The sequence below is a fragment of the Pseudomonadota bacterium genome, assembly GCA_016719885.1.
In the GTDB taxonomy this organism is placed as follows: Bacteria; Pseudomonadota; Gammaproteobacteria.
Genome location: JADJYF010000002.1, coordinates 109,117 through 128,588, shown reverse-complemented (window position 1 = coordinate 128,588; position 19,472 = coordinate 109,117). Strand labels below are relative to the sequence as shown.

General features: G+C 66.4%; 14 protein-coding genes. 4 read left to right on the top strand and 10 right to left on the bottom strand.

The features are described 5' to 3' along the window. A partial coding sequence (locus IPM80_03045) for a mechanosensitive ion channel (protein MBK8957415.1) occupies positions 1 to 2,004 on the bottom strand: 2,004 nt, incomplete at its 3' end. Positions 2,005 to 2,103: 99 nt separating this feature from the next. Here IPM80_03045 and IPM80_03040 point away from each other — a divergent pair. After that, positions 2,104 to 2,766 (top strand): NUDIX hydrolase, encoded by a 663-nt coding sequence (locus IPM80_03040; protein MBK8957414.1) that lies wholly within the window; start codon positions 2,104 to 2,106, stop codon positions 2,764 to 2,766. 126 nt (positions 2,767 to 2,892) lie between these two features. Here the strand turns inward: IPM80_03040 and IPM80_03035 are convergent, their stop codons facing one another. The 6 genes from IPM80_03035 to IPM80_03010 form a co-directional block, all read right to left on the bottom strand. Then, positions 2,893 to 4,053, bottom strand: a complete 1,161-nt coding sequence (locus IPM80_03035; GenBank protein ID MBK8957413.1) for an MFS transporter — start codon at positions 4,051 to 4,053, stop codon at positions 2,893 to 2,895. Beyond that, positions 4,050 to 5,402, bottom strand: a complete 1,353-nt coding sequence (locus tag IPM80_03030; protein ID MBK8957412.1) for an MFS transporter — start codon at positions 5,400 to 5,402, stop codon at positions 4,050 to 4,052. The genes IPM80_03035 and IPM80_03030 overlap by 4 nt, the downstream gene beginning before the upstream one ends. A gap of 166 nt (positions 5,403 to 5,568) precedes the next feature. Then, positions 5,569 to 7,203, bottom strand: a complete 1,635-nt coding sequence (locus IPM80_03025) for an AMP-binding protein (protein MBK8957411.1) — start codon at positions 7,201 to 7,203, stop codon at positions 5,569 to 5,571. A gap of 15 nt (positions 7,204 to 7,218) precedes the next feature. Then, positions 7,219 to 9,021, bottom strand: a complete 1,803-nt coding sequence (locus tag IPM80_03020; protein ID MBK8957410.1) for an acyl-CoA dehydrogenase — start codon at positions 9,019 to 9,021, stop codon at positions 7,219 to 7,221. 110 nt (positions 9,022 to 9,131) lie between these two features. Beyond that, the gene (locus IPM80_03015) at positions 9,132 to 9,443 is read right to left on the bottom strand and encodes a hypothetical protein (protein MBK8957409.1); all 312 of its coding nucleotides are present in this window, start codon (positions 9,441 to 9,443) and stop codon (positions 9,132 to 9,134) included. 399 nt (positions 9,444 to 9,842) lie between these two features. Beyond that, positions 9,843 to 10,607 (bottom strand): SDR family oxidoreductase, encoded by a 765-nt coding sequence (locus tag IPM80_03010; GenBank protein ID MBK8957408.1) that lies wholly within the window; start codon positions 10,605 to 10,607, stop codon positions 9,843 to 9,845. A 218-nt stretch (positions 10,608 to 10,825) separates the two neighbouring features. On the opposite strand from IPM80_03010, the gene IPM80_03005 reads away from it, so the two are divergent. From IPM80_03005 to IPM80_02995, 3 genes are all read left to right on the top strand, one after another. Then, the gene (locus IPM80_03005) at positions 10,826 to 12,013 is read left to right on the top strand and encodes a class I SAM-dependent methyltransferase (GenBank protein MBK8957407.1); all 1,188 of its coding nucleotides are present in this window, start codon (positions 10,826 to 10,828) and stop codon (positions 12,011 to 12,013) included. A 71-nt stretch (positions 12,014 to 12,084) separates the two neighbouring features. Further along, entirely contained in the window at positions 12,085 to 12,873 is a 789-nt protein-coding gene (locus IPM80_03000) for an enoyl-CoA hydratase/isomerase family protein (GenBank protein MBK8957406.1), read from the top strand. 332 nt (positions 12,874 to 13,205) lie between these two features. After that, entirely contained in the window at positions 13,206 to 15,062 is a 1,857-nt protein-coding gene (locus IPM80_02995) for a cyclic nucleotide-binding domain-containing protein (GenBank protein ID MBK8957405.1), read from the top strand. A gap of 55 nt (positions 15,063 to 15,117) precedes the next feature. Here IPM80_02995 and IPM80_02990 read toward each other — a convergent pair whose 3' ends face one another. The 3 genes from IPM80_02990 to hemN are packed head-to-tail and all read right to left on the bottom strand — an operon-like array spanning position 15,118 to position 19,404. Beyond that, the gene (locus tag IPM80_02990; protein MBK8957404.1) at positions 15,118 to 15,771 is read right to left on the bottom strand and encodes an NrdJb; all 654 of its coding nucleotides are present in this window, start codon (positions 15,769 to 15,771) and stop codon (positions 15,118 to 15,120) included. Positions 15,772 to 15,799: 28 nt separating this feature from the next. Further along, positions 15,800 to 17,953, bottom strand: a complete 2,154-nt coding sequence (locus IPM80_02985) for an adenosylcobalamin-dependent ribonucleoside-diphosphate reductase (GenBank protein MBK8957403.1) — start codon at positions 17,951 to 17,953, stop codon at positions 15,800 to 15,802. Positions 17,954 to 18,003: 50 nt separating this feature from the next. Beyond that, a complete protein-coding gene (hemN, locus tag IPM80_02980) occupies positions 18,004 to 19,404 on the bottom strand; it encodes an oxygen-independent coproporphyrinogen III oxidase (GenBank protein ID MBK8957402.1) in 1,401 nt (466 codons plus the stop codon). Between the last annotated feature and the right edge of the window lie 68 nt (positions 19,405 to 19,472).

The following is a 19,472-nucleotide window of genomic DNA, read 5'->3' as shown; positions in this document are numbered from 1 at the left end:
AAGCGCACCAGCCACACCTGCGGTTCTCGCGCCGGGTTGTGCAGCAAGGTGTGTTCGACATCGTGAGCGGCGGCCAGCGCTGCCTTTGCGCACCTGTTCCTTGTCGGTATCGTAGGTCACGGTGAACGGCACATGCAGACGCCGACAGGCCTCCAGCGTCCAGTTCATGACCTTGCTGCTCATGAATTCGGCGTTCGGCACCAGGATGTCGACATTGTCGCCGGTGGTGATGCGCGTGGCGCGCATGTTGATTTCCTTCACCATGCCGGTCACGCCGGACTGCAGTTCGATGAGGTCGCCGACGTTGAGGCTCTTCTCGAACAGGATGATGAGACCGGCCACGAAATTGCTGATCAGGGTCTGCAGGCCGAAACCGACGCCGATACCGAGGGCGCTGGCGAACAGCGCGAACTTGGTCAGATCGACGCCAATCGACGACAGGCCGACCACGATACCGATGGTCAGCAAGACGTAATGCAGCACGCGCCCGACAGTGTAGAGCGAGGCCGCGTTAAACGCCGAATAGCTCGGCCCCAGGCGCTGCAGGGCGCCGCGCATCAGGGCCGACACCCACCACGCGATGGTGAGGATAAGGCCGAGACGAATGAGGCCAAGGCTGGTGACGGGCGTTTCGTTGACTTCGAACAACGGCGCGCCGAGCAGCGCATGGGCCTCGGCGATGCTGCCGCGCACGGCGTCCTTCAGCAGTCGCACGCTCTGGCCCATGCGCCCTTCGCGTTCGCGCAGGCGCGCATCGAGCATGTCGACGAGCTGCGTGCCGCTGCGCAGCTGCGCGGCAAGATCTTCCAGCGCCGTTTCGACACCGGTCAGTTCATTGCGCGCGCGGTCGTAGAGCGCGCCTACCGACGGCTCGTCGGAGGATTCGCGTTCAATGGTGATGGCGCTGCGCAGCTGGTTGGCGCGCGCCTGCTCGGTGGCGAGTCGCGCCTGCTTGTCGAGCAGCGCCTGTTGCTTGCGCAACAGCGTGCGATCGGCGGCCGGCTCGGCGGTGTTGCGCTCGGCCACGCGCTGCAGGAGGCGCTGCGCCAGCACCGCGGTGGCGCGGCGCGCGCCTCGGCGATCGCAATCGACGCTGCGACGCTGCGATTTGACTTCGTGATAGCGCGCCTGCGCGCGCTCATCGGGACTGGTGGCGAGCGCCATGGAGCTGGTCAGCTGCAGCTTCATGAGGTCGGCGCCGGCGTTGTGCGCGGCCTTGGCCGCGTCCTTCTCGATGCGCTGCCACTCGGCCAGCGCGCTCGAGGTGCATTCGATACGCTCGCCGGCCGTGGCCAGCAGCTTCATGTGCTGGTCGAGCTCCGCCTGCAAGGCCGACTGGTGCACCCGCCGCCAGCGCAGTTCCTGGTTGAGCGTCTCGATGCGCAGGCGGTCGCGGACCAGGCGCACGCCTTCGACGGTGCGCTCGGCGCTGTCCGGCGCGAGATCGCGATAACGCAGCTTGGCGGCGTCCTGTTCATTGCGCCCCAGCGCCAGCGAGCGCTCGATGAGCGTGATCTCCTGCGCTTCCAGGTCGGCGGCGCGGCGCAGCTGTTCGTTCTCGCGGCCGAGCTCCAGCACGTCGTCGAGCGGGTAGGCTTCTTTCATGGTCGGCGTCGGCGGCGCCGGCGCGGTCGGCGCCTGCAAGGTGCGCTTATAGCGGCCGTAATGGCGCTCGATGCTGGCGCGCAGCTGCGCCACGTCGTCGCGCGGCTCGCCGCTCATGCCGGCGGCGATGGTATCGAGCTGCTTGATGAAGGCCGCGTAGCGCGTATCGAGCAGCTTGCCGTCGGGGTCTTCGCCGACCACGAAGTAATTCCACCACTCGGGATCGAGATTGCGCGGATCGGGCAGGCTAGGCGTGGCGGCCGACGCCGCCTCGACGCTGTCGGTGCCGGGCAGGGTCGGCACCGCCATGGCCGGCGCGCAGACGGCCAGGCAGATCAGCAACAGTGACAGACGCAGGACGAGCGCGTTGAACGCGAGGCGAGGCAGGCAGGCAATCATCGCGGTGCAGTATAGACGCGAGGCCGCCCCGCGCCCAGCGCGATGCCATGGCTGTGCTAAAGTCCGGGCCGGTCCCCGGCAAAGAGATGTACGCGCGCCATGCCTCCAGTCCGCCCCCGCGATGCCGCCAGCCTGGTCATCCATCGTCGCCGCAACACCCATCACGAAGTGCTGATGGGGCGGCGCGGCAACAAGGCGCGTTTCAAGCCTGGCGTGTACGTGTTTCCGGGCGGCGGGCTCGATCGCGCCGATTACCGCGCGCAGCCGGCACGGCCGCTGGCGGCGGAGCTGGTGCCGCAGTTGGCGGTGGCAAGCTCGCACAGCAAGGCCAATGCGCTGGCCATGGCGGCGGTGCGCGAGGCGCACGAGGAAGCCGGGCTGATGTTCGGCGTGCCGGGCAGCGTCGGCGCTGTCGGCCATGCCACCTGGGGACGCCTTCCGCGCGCCGCGCGCGCGCCGGATCTCGGCGAGCTCGAATTCCTGGGACGCGCCATCACGCCCAGCCACCAGCCGATCCGATACCACGCGCGCTTTTTCGCGGCGCCCGCCGACTTGTTCAGCGGCGAACTGGCCGGCGACGGCGAATTGGAAGACCTGCGCTGGATCCGCATCGAGGACACCGCCAGCCTCGACATGATGGAAGTGCAGAAGCTGGTGCTGGACACCCTGGTGCAGCGCCTCGCCGGCCGCCAGGTGCCGGCGCGACGGCTGTTCTTCAACTGGGGACGGCGCAAACGCTGGATGCGTGACGCGCGGCAGTGACCACCGAAGTCCGATCCACAGAGGTCCCAATTGTGGGTCAGACTTCAGTCTGACATTGACCAGGTATCGAAGGCTGGTGGTTTGCGTGCGGAAGTCGGACTGAAGTCTGACCCACAGAGGAGCCGATCAAAACGTCCGCGTTTCCTCGACGAAGCGATACACCACGAAACTGCCCAGCGCGCCGAGCGCGGCCACGCCCAGCGCCGCGCTGCCGAGCGGCACCACCGCCAGCAGCGCGCTGATGACCATCGGTCCGGCCGAGGTGCCGGCATCGGTGAGCAAGCGCCACAGTCCGAGGAATTCACTGCGACGTCCGGGCGGCGCGAGATCGGTGCCGAGCGTCATGACGATGCCGGTCGACATGCCATTGGCCACGCCCACCACCAGCGCCACCATCAGCAGGCTGTGATAACCCGTGGCCAAGGTCATGGCGGCGAGCGTGACGACGAACAGCATGGAGCTCGGCACGGCGGTGGCGCGCCGGCCGTAACGGTCCATGATCACGCCGGCCGGGTAGAAGAACGCGATGTCGACCAGCGCCGAGGCCGACACGATGCTGCCGATCTGCTGCGCGTCGAGCGCGAGGCTGGCGCCGATCAGCGGCAACAGCACCGTGCGTGATTCGCGCATCAACATGAAGGACACCGCCGCCACGCCGGCGGTGGCGAACACGCGTCGATACTCCAGGGCGAGCCTGGGGATGGTCCGCCACTCGAGTGGCCGCGCGCTCGGCGCCTCGGCGCGCGCGAACACGAACACGCACAGCATCGCCAACAACACCGACAGCGCCGCGCACAGGAAGGTCACCGAGTAGCCCGCGTAGTGCGCGAGCGCGCCGCCGGCCATCGGCCCGAGCAAGGCCGAGGCCCGCACCGAGCCCGCGATCATCGCGATCACGCGGCCGCGCTCGGCGGCCGTGCAATAGGCCGACACATAGCTCATGCGTCCCAACAGGAAGGTGCTGCTGCCGCAGCCGTTCATGAACGCGATGAGATAGAACCAGCCGATGTCGTCGGCGAGACCGTAACCGGCGAACGCCAGCATGGTGAAGGACACCGCCACCACCATCACCGCCTTCTCGCCGTAGCGCGCGGCCAGCATGCCGGCCGGCACATCCATGGCCATCATGCCGATGCCGCGCAGCCCGACGATGGCGGCGGCGGTGGCCGCGCTCCCGCCCTGCTCCAGCACGTATAGCGGCAGCAACATGAAGGTCGCCTGGGCGGGAATGCCCAGCAGCAGGGCCGGCAGGTAGAGCGGCAGGAAGACCCTGCGATGAACGCTCACGCAGTGCTGGCGGGGCCGTGCATGCGACCGCGCGACAGCGACAGCGCGATACCGACCAGCGACAGCAGCGCGCCGCAGGCGAAGCAGGTGGAAATGGCATGCCCGAGCGCCGGGTAGACGGCGGGCTCGATGGCCACCGGTCCGAGCCACAACGCCATCACCACCGCCACCAGCGCCATGCTGCACAACTGGCCGATCACGCGCATCACCGACATCGCGCCCGAGGCGCGCGAATAATCCCGTGGCGGCACCGCGCCCATGATGGCGTTGACGTTGGGCGAACTGAACAGGCTGAAGCCGAATCCGCAGACGGCGAGACACAACACCGTCAGATGCAGCGCGCTGTGTTCATCGAGCAAGGCAAAGCCGACCAGGCCGATGCCGGTCAGCGCCATGCCCAGCGAGGCAATCACGCGCGGTTCGATGCGGTCCGACATGCGTCCCGCCATCGGCGAGAACAATGCCATCACCACCGGCTGCGTCATCATGATCACGCCGGCGCGCGACGGCGGCACGCCCTTCAGCAATTGCAGGTAGAGGCTGACCAGCATGACGTTGGCGAAGGTCGTGGTGTACATCACCAGCGAGGCGAGACAGGACAAGGTGAACACGCGGTTGGTGTAGAACAGTTCGACATCGAATATCGGGTGGTCGTCGCCGCGTTCGTGACGGAAGAACAGCCACAGCAGCGCGGCGCCGCCCGCCACCATGGCGAGACCGCGCGCGCTCGGCAGGCTGGACAGGCCGATCATCAGCACCATGATGCCGACCGCGTACAGCAGCGCGCCGACGACATCGAAGTGGCCGCGCTCCTCGGCCCGCCACTCGAAGCGCATGTGCACGAGACACAGGTAGAGCACCGCCAGCGTCAGCGGCAGATGCGGCAGGAAGGCCGCGCGCCACGACCACATTTCGATCACGTGGCCGCCGAGCAAGGGCCCGAGCGAGAGACCGATATACACCGCCGAGATGCTGGCGCCGATGGCGGCGCCGCGCCTGGCCGGCGGATAGACCGACGACACGATGGCTATCTGGGTGGCGAACAGCGCCGCCGCCGACATGCCCTGCAGCGCGCGCGCCGCCAGCAGCACCGCCGCGCTGTTGGCGCAGGCGGCGACCAGCGAGGCCAGGATCACGCCGACCGTGCCCCACAGGAAAATGCGCCGTCGGCCGTACATGTCGGCCATGCGCGCCAGGCTCAGCACGCAGGCCGCGCTCGCCAACAGGTAGGCCATCGGCACCCAGCTCAGCATCACCGCGTCGATGTCGAGCGCGCTGGCGATGGAGGGCAAGGCGACGTTGACCGTCGACAGCATCATCGCCGTCGCCACCGAGCTCAGCATGATCATGACGACCGCGGCGCGGCGCGTGCCGGGCGAGATGTCGTCGGGCGGCGGGGCGCTCAGCGGTCGAGCATGAATGTCAGGCTAAGCCTGACCCACAGGATTCGGCGCTGCCCGGCTCGCGTGCCGTGGGTCAGGCTTCGCCTGACGCCGACTCGACGCGTCAAAGCAATCAACCCGCGCCCGCTTCCCGCGCACGCAGTTCGACGCGGCGAATCTTGCCGCTGACGGTCTTGGGCAGACTGTCGACGAATTCGATGCGACGCGGATACTTGTAAGGCGCGGTCACACGCTTCACATGCTCCTGCAGTTCCGTGACCAGCGCATCGCTGCCGCTGTAACCCGGCGCCAACACCACGAAGGCCTTGACCACGTCGCCGCGCAAGGCATCGGGGCTCGCCACCACCGCCGACTCCGCCACCGCGGGGTGTTCGATCAGGGCGCTTTCCACTTCGAACGGACCGATGCGGTAACCGGCCGACAGGATCACGTCGTCGGCGCGACTGACGAACCAGAAATAACCGTCTTCATCGATGTAACCGCGATCGCCGGTCAGGTACCAGTCGCCGATGAAGCAGGCGTTGAAGCGCTCCGGATCGCCGCGATAGTCGCGGAACAGGCCGGGCGCGCGCAGCGGCTTCACGCGAATCGCGATGTCGCCTTCCTGTTGCGGCGCCAGGGGCTGACCTTGTTCGTCGATGATGGCCATCTCCACGCCCGGCATGGGTTTGCCCATGGAGCCGAAACGCGGCGTGATGGACGGATGGTTGCCGCACACCAGCACGGTCTCGGTCTGGCCGTAGCCATCGCGGATGACGAGGCCGGTGGCGCGCTTCCAGGTTTCGATGACTTCGGGGTTGAGCGGCTCGCCGGCGCCCACGCAATGACGCAGGTGCGGAAACTTGTAGGCCGACAGGTCCTGCAGCACCACCATGCGATACACCGTCGGCGCGCCGCACAGGGTGGTGATGGGATAGTGCGCGAGCAGATCGAGCGTCTTCTTCGCATCGAACACCGGCGAGTGATGCACGAACACCGTCGCGCCCATGTTCCACGGCCCGAAGTAACTGCTGTAGGCAGCCTTGGCCCAGCCGGTGTCGCTGATGTTCCAGTGCACGTCGTCGGGCGAGAGATCCAGCCAGTAGCGGCCGGTGATCTGGTGCGCGAGGCCATAGCCGTGACCATGGATGGTCATCTTGGGATAGCCGGTGGTGCCGGACGTGAAATAGCACAGTGCATCTTCGTCGAAGGCGGTGTCGGCGGTCTCGAACGCGCTGCTCTGGCCCTGCATGAGCTTGTCGTAGCTCTGCCAGCCGTCGCGCTCGCCATCGACCAGGATGCGCGCGCGCAGGGTCGGACATTGCTCGGCCACTTCGTCGAGCTTGGCGGCGTTCGCGACATCGGTGATGAAGACGGTGGCCTTGGCCGCGTTCATGCGGTAGGCGATGTCCTTGGGCGACAGCTGCGTGGTGCCCGGCGACAGGATCACGCCCATGCGGATGCCGGCCGTGACGATTTCCCACCATTCGAGATTGCGCCCGAGCATGAGCACGATGGTGTCGCCGCGCTTGATGCCGGCCCCGCTGAGGGCATTGGCCAGCTGGCAGGAGCGATCGCGCACTTCGGCGAAGGTGCGCTTGTGTTCGTGGCCATCGTCATCGACCCACCACAGGGCGAGCTTGGTGGCGTCCTTGGCCGCCCATTGATCGATGACATCGCGCGCGAAATTGAAGCGCGCCGGCGGCGACCATTGGAAGCTGGCGCGCGCTTGCTCGTAACTTTGAACGGCGGACTTGGCGTTGCTCATGGGATGGCGCTCCAATCAGAACCAGTTTTCGTCGGTGGCGAGGCAGGTGTCGTCGAAGCGCGCCAAGAGAGCGCAGCGTTCCGCCACCTTGGGCAATTCGTAACGGTAGAAGTACCGGCAGGCATTGAGCTTGCCCTGGTAGAAATCGACATCGGAGCCGACCGCCTGCGCCAGCGCGCGCTCGGCGACCAGCGCCTGGCGCAGCCACACCCAGCCCAGCACCACGTGGCCGAAGGCGTCGAGGTACAGCGTGGCATTGGCGAGCGCGCGATTGACGTCGCCGCTCGCGCGCAGCGCGTCGAGCGCGGCGGTGGTGTCGACGATGGCGGTGACGGCCGCCGCCAGCGCGGCATGGTATTCGGCGAGCGCGGGCACCGACTCGGCTTCGGCCAGGGTCTTGCGGTATTCCTCCTGAAGCACCTTGAACGCCGCGCCGTCCTGGATGCTGACCTTGCGGCCCAGCAGGTCGATGCCCTGGATGCCGTGGGTGCCTTCATGGATGGGATTCAGGCGCGCGTCGCGATACAGGCGCTCGAGCGGGAATTCACGCGTATAGCCATAGCCGCCCAGGATCTGGATGGCGTGCTTGTTGCCCTCCAGGCAGAACTCCGACGGCCAGGACTTCGCGATCGGCGTGAGGATGTCGAGCATGAGGCCGATGCGCGCGCGCTCGGCGTCGTCGCTCTCGGTACGCTGGCGGTCGATGAGCCATGCACAGTGCAACAGCAAGGTGAATGAACCCTCCGCCGCGCTCTTCTGCGCCAGCAGCAGGCGCTTGATGTCGGCGTGCTGGATGATCGGCACCTGCGGCGAAGCCGGGTTCTTCTCCAGCGGATGACGACCCTGCGGCCGCTCGCGCGCGTACTTCAGCGAGTGCAGGTAGGCGGTATAGCCCAGCACGCAGGCCGCCATGCCGATACCGATGCGCATCTCGTTCATCATGCGGAACATGCAGAACAGGCCCTGGTGCATGGGCCCGACCAGCCAGCCATGACACTCGCCGCCTTCGCCGAAATTGAGCACGGTGTTGGTGATGCCGCGAAAGCCCATCTTGTGGTTCAGGCTGACCAGCTGCACGTTGTTGCGTGCGCCCAGTGTGCCGTCGTCGTTGACGCGAAACTTGGGCACCACGAACAGCGAGATGCCTTTCACGCCGGGCGGACCACCGGGGATCTTGGCCAGCACCAGGTGCACGATGTTCTCGGACAGCCCGTGCTCGCCGCCCGAGATCCACATCTTGGTGCCCTTGATGAGGTAATGGCCGGCGTCGGTCGGTTCGGCGCGCAGCTGGATGTCCGACAGCGACGAGCCGGCCTGCGGCTCGGACAGGCACATGGTGCCGAAGAAGCGCCCCGCCACCATCGGTTCCAGGTAACGCTGCTTCTGATCCTCGCTGCCGAATTCCGATAACAGGTTGACGGCCGAGTGGGTGATGAGCGGATAGGAATTGGCCGACACGTCGGCGGCCGCGAACCATGCGCAGGCGGCCTGCCCCACCACCCACGGCAACTGCATGCCGCCGTGTTCGGCTTCGGCGGCGATGCCCATGAAGCCACCGGCGATGTAGGCGTCCAGCGCCTGCTTGAGTTCGGCCGGCAGCGTCACGTGCTTGCCGTCGAAGCTCGGCTCGTTGGCGTCGAGCTTGGCGGCATGTGGCGCGAACTGTTCTTCCGCCAGCACGCGCGCCGCTTCGATGACGGCATCGAACACCGCGCGATCGTGTTCCGCGTAGCGCGGCGTGCGGGTGAGGGCTTCGGTGTCCAGCAGTTCGTAGAGATTGAAATCGATGTCGCGAGGATTGAGGAGCAGACTCATGATGTCTCGGAATGTCAGGTCGGAATATCAGGTTCAATGGGGCCCGTTGCCGGGGCGGCTATTGAAACACAGAACGCCGCGCCCGCCGACCGCGACGGGCCGTGGCCAGGCGCTCAGCGGGGCGCGGATTCGTCCAGCGACAAACCGCTCAAATCGAACGCCGGGACGGGAGTCTTGCGCGCTTCGACCAGGGTCACGCCCGCTTCGGCGAGGGTGAGATTGGAGAGATCGTAGTCAGCCGCGGGCGGCGGCGTGTAATCGACCATCGTGGCGCCCACTTCGGCCATCGCCAGGTGCTCGGTGGCGATGGCCGGCGCCGGCACATGCACGGCCTCGACCAGCACCACGCCGGGCTCGGCCAGGGTGGTGTCCAGCGCCGTCGGCGTGCCACGCAGAGCGGCGGGCGGGGCGTTGCGCACCGCCATGGCATCGACGGCCGGCGCGGCTCGGCTGGCGTCGCGGCGCGCGGCGGGGCGTCGGCGGGCGCGGGCCTGATCGCCTCGGATGCCGCGGCCGGCGGCGCGGCGGCGGGCTTGGCCGGCGCGGGCGTCGCCACCGTCGCCGCCATGTCGATCACATCGACCTCGGCGCCGGCCTTGGCCAGGGCGGCCTTGTACTTGTCCGCCGCCAGCAGGTCGAGACCTTTCTTGATGATGACCGCCTGGCCGCTGAACATCTGCTCGACGCGCGCCGCGTCGATGTTGAACAGCTTGGCGAAGTTGGCGCGTACCTCGGCGCCATCGGCACCGGCGCGCAGCCGTCCCTTGAACACGATCGCGAAAAGTTGCTCTGCCATGGCTGAGTCTCCCTGCGCGGTTCCCGCCTCAGGCGAGATAGCCGCCATCGATGACGATGGAACTGCCGGTCGTGTAAGACGCCGCGTCCGACACCAGGTACAAGACCGCGCCCGCCATTTCACTCGGATCGGCGCCGCGCGCGAGCGGCGTGTGCGGCATCTGCTTGGCCATGAATTCTTCATCGTCGTGCAGTGCCATGGCGAACTTGGTGCGGGTGAGCCCCGGCACCAGGGTATTGACACGGATGCCGAACTGGCCGCACTCGCGCGCCAGCGCCTTGCTCATGTTGTGGATGCCGGCCTTGGTCATGGAATACACGCCCTGCTTGTCACCGGGCGACAGCGCATTGGCGGACGCGACGTTGACGATCGCGCCGCCGCCCTGGTTGCGCATGCGGCGCCCGGCGCCGATGGCCATGAAGAAATAGCCGCGCAGGTTCACTTCCACGGTCTTGTCGAAGGACGCCACGTCGGTATCGAGGATGTGGCCGTAATAGGGATTGGCGGCGGCGTTGTTGACCAGGATGTCGACGCGTCCGTGACGTTCGTCCATGTACTGGTAGAACGCGTCTATCTGCTCGACGCGGCCGATGTGGCAGGCGCGCATCTCGGCGCTGCCGCCGAGTGCCTCGATGGCCGCCACGGTCTCGGCGCAACCATCGGCGCCGCGGCTCAGGCACACCACGTGGGCGCCGTACTCGCCGAGGATCTTGGCGATCTCCTGGCCGATGCCGCGGCTGGCGCCGGCCACCACCGCTATCTTACCGCTCAAGTTGAATTGATCTCTTGCCATGCTGCTGCTCCGGGAATCGTGTGCGCGAACGTATCGAGCGGGCCTCGCGCCGGCCCTTGCGCATGGTACTTGATTCCGCCCGCCACGCCGCCCCGCGCGGCGCGCGTGAAATAGCTCGGCCATCCCGCTAGCATGTGCGCCTTTCGCGTCAGCGGCGGCCCGACCACCGCGCCGCATGCGCATCGTGTTCCCGTCCTCAGCCACAAGGTCGCCAGTCCATGCAGAAAATCATTCTCAAACGCGACCGCGAACGCTCCCTGCTGCGCCGTCATCCGTGGGTATTCTCGGGCGCCATCGACAAGGTGCAGGGCGCGCCGCAACTCGGCGACAGCGTCAGCGTGTATGCCAACGACGGACGCTTTCTCGGCCACGGCGCGTGGAACCCGGTGTCGAACATCCGCGTGCGCATCTGGGCCTGGCGCGAAGATGTCGTGATCGACGCGGCCTTCTTCGCGGCACGCCTGGCGGCGGCCATCGCCATGCGTGAACGACTGCTGCCCACCGCGCCCGACGGCGGCGTGCGCCTCGTGCACGGCGAGTCCGATGGCCTGCCGGGCCTGGTGGTCGACCGCTTCGGCGAAGTGCTGGTGATGCAGGCCACCAGCGCCGGCGCGCGCCGCTGGCGCGAGGTGATTGCCGACGCGCTCATGTCACTGACCGGCGCACGCGCGCTCTACGAACGCTCCGATTCCGACGTGTTGGAAGTCGAAGGCCTGGACGCCGCCAGTGGCCTGTTGCGCGGCACGCTCGCCGATACGCGCATCACCTGCATCGAGAACGGTCTCGCGGTCGAGGTCGATCTCGCGCACGGTCACAAGACCGGTCATTACCTAGACCAGCGCGAGAACCGTGCGCTGGTCGGCGCGCTGGCCGCCGACGCCGAGGTGCTCGACGCGTTCTGTTACAGCGGCGGCTTTGCCCTGCAGGCGCTCAAGGCCGGCGCGCGCCATGTCACCGCCATCGATTCGTCGGCCGCCGCGCTGGCCCAGGTGCAACGCCACCTCGCACTGAACGCCTTGCCCGCCGAGCGCTGCACGCTGATTGAAGACGATGTGTTCAAGCAACTGCGCAAGCTGCGCGATCAGAACCGGCACTTCGATGTGATCGTGCTCGACCCGCCGAAGTTCGCGCCGACCGCCGCCACCGCCGAGCGCGCCGCGCGCGGCTACAAGGACATCAACCTGCTGGCACTCAAGCTATTGCGCCCAGGCGGCGTGCTGGCGACGTTTTCATGTTCCGGCGGCGTGAGCGCGGACCTGTTCCGCAAGATCGTGGCCGGCGCCGCGCAGGACGCCGGCGTGGACGCGCAGCTGTTGCGCCAACTGCATGCCACGCCCGATCACCCGATAGCGCTGGCCTTTCCGGAAGGCGAGTACCTGAAAGGCCTGTTGCTGCGCGTGTCCTGACGCGTCACCGCCATGCCGTGGCGCCGCGTCACCCGCGCGGCAGGCCACTTCGAGAAACCGAGGGGAGTCCCATGAACTACCAGACCATCGAAATCCGTCACGAAGGCGCCATCGACTGGCTGACCTTGAACCGTCCCGAACGTCTCAATGCCATCACGCCCGAGATGTGCGACGAACTGCAGCACTACTTCGGCGGCCTGCAGTTCAATCATGCCGTGCGGGTGGTGATGCTGCGCGGCGCCGGCCGCGGCCTGTGCGCCGGTTATGACCTCTTTGCCGCCGATGGCGTGAGCGCGGGCCCGGTGGTGGGGATGCGCTTCCAGCGCCAGGTCGCCGAGGTGTACCTGCGCATGCGTCGCTGTCCGCAGCCCATCGTGTGTCTCGCCCACGGCGCGGCGACCGGCGGCGGCTTCGCCTTCGTGCTGGCCTCGGACGTGCGCGTGGTGACTCCCGACGTCAAGATGAACGTGGCCATGGTCAAGATCGGCCTGACCGGTTGCGACGTTGGCATCAGCTATTTCCTGCCGCGCGCCGTCGGCCAGTCGGTGGCGGCGGAGCTGATGATGACCGGCCGCATGATCTCGGCCGAGCGCGCCGAACGCCTGGGCCTGGTGTCGGCCGTGGTGCCGTTCGACGACCTCGAAGCGACCGCGCGCGACATCGCGGACGACATGCTCAAGACCTCACCGCTCGGGCTGCGCCTGACCAAGGAAGGCCTCAACCTGTCCGTCGACGCGCCCAGCCTCGACGCCGCGGTGGCGATGGAAGACCGAGGACAGATCCTGTGCGCGAGCGCCGGCTTCTTCGAGGAAGGCATCAACGCTTTCCTGGCGAAGCGGGCGGCGGATTACAAGGACTGAGACGGGACAGCGACACGTTGAATGTGCGAGTGAATTCGCACATTCAAACCGCGCCTTGACCGGCCACGGATGCCTTGCCCGGCGCGCCCGCTCGCCGTGCGCGCGCTGTCCGATACACACCCCGAGGCGGCCCCACGCATGCCACGCCGGGCCCGTCCCCAACTAGCCGCGCCAGGCCCGGACTTTTGCCGATCATCGTTCGACACCAGCCCCCGCGAGCGTGCTCTGCGCGGTGCCGGCCGGCCTTTTCCTTTTCTAAGAATTAAATATAATTACCTCTCGTAACTATCAGATTCGCAAGAGTTCGACAGGACGTCAACGGACAGGGAACGATGGATATCGAGACTCACATCCGCGCCTTCGTGCCGCTGCAGAGGCTGCCCAGGCCGCTGCAGGATCGCGCCGTGCAGCTGGCGGAAGTCCGCAGTTACTCGCGCGGCCAGGTGGTGTACCCGCAAGGCCATGTCGACGACCTCGTCTACTACCTCCTGGCCGGCACCATCGAACTCATCTACCACGGCAAGATCACCCGCACATTGTCCGCCACCCACAAGGCCGCCCTGCGACCGCTCGATCCGCCGGGCCGCAAGCGTTACAGCGTGCGTGCCGTCGACAACGCCAAGCTGGTGATCTTCCGCCGCAACATGCTCGACCGCCTCGTCAGCGAGGCCGATGTCGCCGGCCAGAACGTCAGCGACGAGTTGGAGGTCAGCGAAATTGCCACCGCCCGCTCGTCCGACTGGATGATTCGCATGCTGCAGTCGGAGCTGTTCTCGGTACTGCCGGCTACCAACATCCAGCGCATCTTCGCGCACATGGAACAGGTGAGCTGCAAGGCCGACCAGGTGGTGGTGCAACAAGGCGCGGCCGGCGACTACTACTACGTGATCGAGAGCGGCTACTGCGAAGTGTCACGCTCCATCGCCGGCGGGCGCGGCCAGATCCATCTCGCCGACCTCGGACCGGGCATGGCCTTCGGCGAAGAAGCCCTGATCGCCAACCGTCCGCGCAATGCCACCGTCACCATGCTGTCCGACGGCCAGCTCATGCGTCTCGGCAAACAGGATTTCGTCGAGCTGATCCTCTCCAAGGTGCTGCAGCCGGTCGGCTTCACGGCAGCCCGGGCGGAGGTCGGTGACGGCGGCGTGTGGCTGGACATCCGCTATCCGGAAGACCACGCCTCCGGCGCGCTGATGGGCAGCGAGAACATCCCGGTCAACATGCTGCGACTGCAGAGCAACCGGCTGCGCAAGGATTTCCGCTATCTGGTGGTGGGCGACGATGTCGACCAGTGCGCCATCGGCGCATTCCTGCTCGCCGAGCGCGGCTTCGACGTCGCCTACGTCACCGACACGCTCGCCACCATCGGCGCACGCGAGCCATCGCTCATCACACGGCCGCCGGCGGCCGACGAGGCGACCAACGTCACGGTCATCAAGTTTCCCGGCGCCGAGATGAGCCTGCCGGACTACCAGGATATCGACGGCGCCACGGAAGGTCGCCCGCACGACCCGTTGGACAACACCCTTACCAGAATCGCCGGGCTATCGACCTACGCGGAGGCAAAACAAGCCATGCACGACACCACTCCAGTCGACCAATTCACCGACACCGCCTCCGGCCGCAGCCTGGCCGACATCATCGACGAACTGGAACAGCAGCACGACGACCTGGATGGCGGCGACCCCACGCCTTCATCACTGGCGCCGCTCGAGATGGACCGCGACGGGCCTGCCGCCGGCGCATCGCGCGCCGAGGCGCCGCGCGATGCCATCAGCGTCCTGTTGGCGGAGATGGAAACCCGCCTGCGGCGCGAGGTGGCCAAGGCGGTCGATGCCAAATCCGCGCTGGTCGCGGTCGAATACCAGACCAAGCTTGCGCGCATGCGCGAGGCGAACATCGAGGAAATGCGCCAGAAGGAGATCAAGATCCGCGAGAGCTACGCCGCCGAGTACCACGACAAGGAGCAGCTGGTGCGGGTCTATTACAAGAAACTGATAGCGCTGGCCAACAAGATCAGCCGCCAGAAAGCGCAGCTGCAGGAAGCCAAGAAGCAGTTCGAGGTCAAGCTCGCTTCCGCCAACCAGCTCTACCGCGAAGTCGAAGAAATGCGCAACCTGCTGTCGGACCAAATCGTCTACATGGACGAACAGGCGCTCGAAGACATTCCGCAACTGATCACGCTCTGAGCTTCCCCCAAGCTCGTCATGCGCCGGCCGTCAGGTCGGCGCATGATTTTTCAACTCACCCGCACTTCGATTCGCCGCAGTTCAGGCAGGTCAGGCAGTTGTCGAGCGCGACCACGGCCTTGGCGAAGCATTTACTGCAATGCAGGGCATCGCCGGGGATGCCGTTGTCGTCATCGTCGCGCGAGGGCGCCGCCTTGGCTTCGTGGCCGGCGCCGGCCTCGGCGCGCGGTCGCGCCGGTCCCAGGAGACCGATGGAACGCAGGTGGGTTTCGATGACATCGCCGATCTCCGCCACCAATGACGGCGTGTATCGACCGCCCTTCTTGAAGTAACCGCCGCGCGGATCGAACACGCTGCGCATCTCGTCCACCAGGAAGGTGACATCGCCACCCTTGCGGAACACCGCCGAGATGATGCGCGTCAGCGCCACTATCCACTGGAAGTGATCCATGTTCTTGGAATTGATGAAGACTTCGAACGGGCGCCTGAGCTCGTGCGGCGTGCCGGCATTGAGCACGATGTCGTTGATCGTGACGTACAGCGCATGGGCCGACAGCGGTGTCTTTATCTTGTAGGTCGAGCCGAGCAGCATCTCAGGGCGCTCGACCTTTTCATGCATGTGGATGATTTCAGCCGTGGTCTCTTCCACCGGCGGCGCATCGGCCAGAACTTCGACGCCCGTGATCGGCTGCTCTATCTTCTTCACCATGGAAACTTTCTCCTGACCCTGAGCGCGTTCAATAGACACCGTAATAGCCTTCCTTGATCGCGTCGTACAGATTGGCGGCCGAGTGGGTCTCGCCTTCGTATTCGATTTCCTCGTCACCGCGCGCTTCGACCACCGTGCCGTCGGCCAGCGTGAAACGATAGGTGGTGCGGGCCAGGTCCGCATGCTTGACCAGCACGCCCTGGAACGCCGAGGGGTTGAAGCGGAACGTGGTGCAGCCTTTGAGGCCGCGCTCATAGGCCTCGAAGTAGAGATCCTTGAACGCATCGAAGGCGATGTCCGACGGTACGTTGACGGTCTTCGAAATGGACGAATCGATCCAGCGCTGGGCCGCGGCCTGCATTGCGATGTGCTCACTGGGCGAAATGTCATCGGCGGTGACGAAGGTCGCCGGCAGCCTGTCGGCCGGGTCGGCGGCATCGGGCATGGCCTTGGCATTGACCAGCGCGCGCCATGCCAGGAGTTCGTAGGAACAGACCTCGACCTTGTCCTTGGTCTTGCGCCCGGCGGTGATGACATTACGCACGTAGCGATGGGCAAAGCTCGGCTCGATGCCGTTGCTGGCGTTGTTGCCGAGCGACAACGCGATGGTGCCGGTGGGCGCGATCGAACTGTGATGGGTGAAACGCGCGCCATGCTCGACGAGCGCATCGGCCAGCGCCGGGTCCACTTCCCCGATCTGCTGCATGTAACGGCTGTAACGCGCAAACAGCACGCGGCCCTTCACCACGTCACCGGCCACGAAACCATCACGCGCCATTTCCGGTCGTGCCGCGAGCATCGCCGAGGTGACGGTGAAATCTTCGTTCATGATCGGCGCCGGGCCCTTCTCGCGCGCCAGCTCGAGGCCGGTGCGCCAGCCGGTGACGGCCAGTTCGCGGCTGACCTCGGCGGTGAAAGCCACTGCGTCGTCGGAGCCGTAACGCAGACCCAGCAGCGCGAGCGCCGAGCCCAGCCCGAGGAAGCCCATGCCGTGGCGCCGTTTGCGCACGATCTCGTCACGCTGGCGCGACAGCGGCAGGCCATGCAGTTCCACCACGTTGTCGAGCATGCGGGTGAAAATCGCGACCACGCGCCGATAGGCGTCCCAATCGAAGTGCGCGCCATCGGAACAGGGCTCGCGCACGAAGCAGGTCAGGTTGATCGATCCGAGCAGGCAGGCGCCGTAGGGCGGCAGGCCCTGCTCGCCGCAGGGATTGGTCGCGCGAATGTTCTCGCAGAACCAGTTGTTGTTCATCTCGTTGTAGCGGTCGATCAGGATGAAACCCGGTTCCGCATAGTCGTAGGTGGCATGCATGACCGCATCCCACAGCTCGCGCGCCGGCATGCGCTTGTAGATCCTGCACGCCACGCGGCCCTCGGCATCGACGCGATAGGCGTCGTGGGTCGGCCACTGGCGCCATATCACCTGCGCCGGATCGTCGGCGTCGAGATTGCCGTGCTTGAATTCATGCTCGGTGGCGGGAAACGCCAGCACCCACTCGGCGTCGTTGCGCACCGCCTCCATGAATTCGCGCGTCACCAGCAAGGACAGGTTGAACTGGCGCAGGCGCCCGTCCTCGCGCTTGGCGCGGATGAAATCCATGACATCCGGATGGCCGATGTCGAAGGTCGCCATTTGCGCGCCGCGGCGTCCGCCCGCCGAGGAGATGGTCAGGCACATGCGGTCGTAGACGTCCATGAAGGACAGCGGACCGGAGGTGTAGGCGCCGGCGCCGGCGACGAAGGCATCGCGCGGCCTCAGCGTCGAGAATTCATAGCCGATGCCGCAGCCGGCCTTGAGCGTGAGGCCTGCCTCGTAAAGCTTGGCGAGGATGTCTTCCATCGAATCGTGCACGGTGCCCGATACCGTGCAGTTGATGGTCGAGGTCGATGGCTTGTGCTCGGCGGCGCCGGCATTGGCGAGTATGCGGCCGGCAGGCAAGGCACCGCGTCGCAACGCCCACAGGAACTCCTGTTGCCAGTGACGGATGTCGGCCGGACTTTGTTCCACCGCCGCCAGCGCCGTGGCGATACGCTCGAGCGTGGCATCGGGTGTCGCATCCAGCGCCGTGCCGTCGGCGGCCCGCAGGCGGTACTTGCTTGCCCAGATGTCGTGGGCAACGGGTTGCAACGGCAGGATCAGGGTTGCGTCGGTGGCGACACTGCGATTGTGTTGCAGCATGTGCTGCGCTCTCCAGGGCAAAACGGCCGGCTAGTGTACTCGCGTCGGGTTCAAATGGCGCGAGAGTATCGGGTGCTGTGTTCGACGCGGCTGACATAGCGGTCGAAGCACATGCAGATCTGTCGCAGGAACATGCGGCCGGCCTCGCGCACGCGGATCACGGCGGGCTCGATCTCGACCAGGCCATCCTCGGCCATGCCGCCGAGAGCGACCAGTTCCTCGCGAAAATAGTCCTTGAAGGAAATACCGAAACGCGCCTCGGTGGCGGCGATGTCGAGATCCTGCGCGCATACCAGGCGCATGATCACGTGGCGACGCACACGATCGTCGTCGTCCAGCACCACGCCGCGCGTGACGCACAACTGACCGGCTTCCAGCGCCGCGTAATACTCGGGCAGCGCCTTGCGATTTTGATGGTAGCTGCCTTCCAGCATGCCGATGGCACTGACCCCCAGGCCGACCAGGTCGCAGCCGGCGTGGGTGGAATAGCCCTGGAAATTTCGATGCAGCGTGCCGGCGCGCTGCGCGCGCGCCAGTTCGTCGTGCGGCAAGGCGAAATGGTCCATGCCGATGTACTGGTAGTCGGCCTCGGTCAACACGTCGATGGTGTGATGGAGGATGGCGAGCTTCTCGGCCGGCGGCGGCAAGGTCGAGGCATCGATGCGGTTCTGGCTCTTGAACAGGTGCGGCATGTGCGCGTAGTTGAAGATCGACAGGCGCTCGGGGCGGATGGCGATCACTTCGGCCAGGGTGCGCGCAAAGCTGGCGCGGGTCTGGCGCGGCAGACCGTAGATGAGATCGAGACTGACCGAGCCGAAGCCGGCGTTGCGCGCTTCCTGGATCGCGCCAAAGGTCACGGCCTGGCTTTGAATGCGGTTGACCGCGACCTGCACGTAGGGGTCGAAATCCTGCACGCCGAAGCTGACGCGGTTGAAGCCGAGTTCACGCAGATGCGCGAGGGTGCCGGGCGCGCAGGCGCGCGGGTCGATTTCGATGGAGTATTCGCTGTCGGGCCCGGGCTCACAGCGGAAATTGTCCGTGAGCAATCCCATCAGCCCGCTGAGCTGCGCGCGGTCGAGAAAGGTGGGCGTACCGCCGCCCCAGTGCATCTGCCGCACCACGCGCTGGCGGTCATAGAGCGCAGCCTGCATGCCGACCTCGCGCGCCAGGCCTTCGAGGTAGGTGACGGCGTGCGCGCGGTTCTTGGTGATGACCTTGTTGCAACCGCAGTAGAAACACACCGTGGAACAGAACGGGATGTGCACGTACAGCGAAAGCTCGGCGCCCCCGACGTTGCTGGCGCGCGCGGCGCGCTCGTAATCGGCCACGCCGTAGTCCTGGAATTGCGCGGCGGTCGGGTAGGAGGTGTAGCGCGGGCCGCTACGGTCGTACTTGGCGACGAGCTCGGCGGAAAACAATTCGCGGGACGGGTTTGAGGCAACGCTGCTCATGGCTCACTTTGATACGGACCGCGGCGGCGGGTTTGATCGAGGTCAAGCCCGCCCGCCATGCTGTGGAA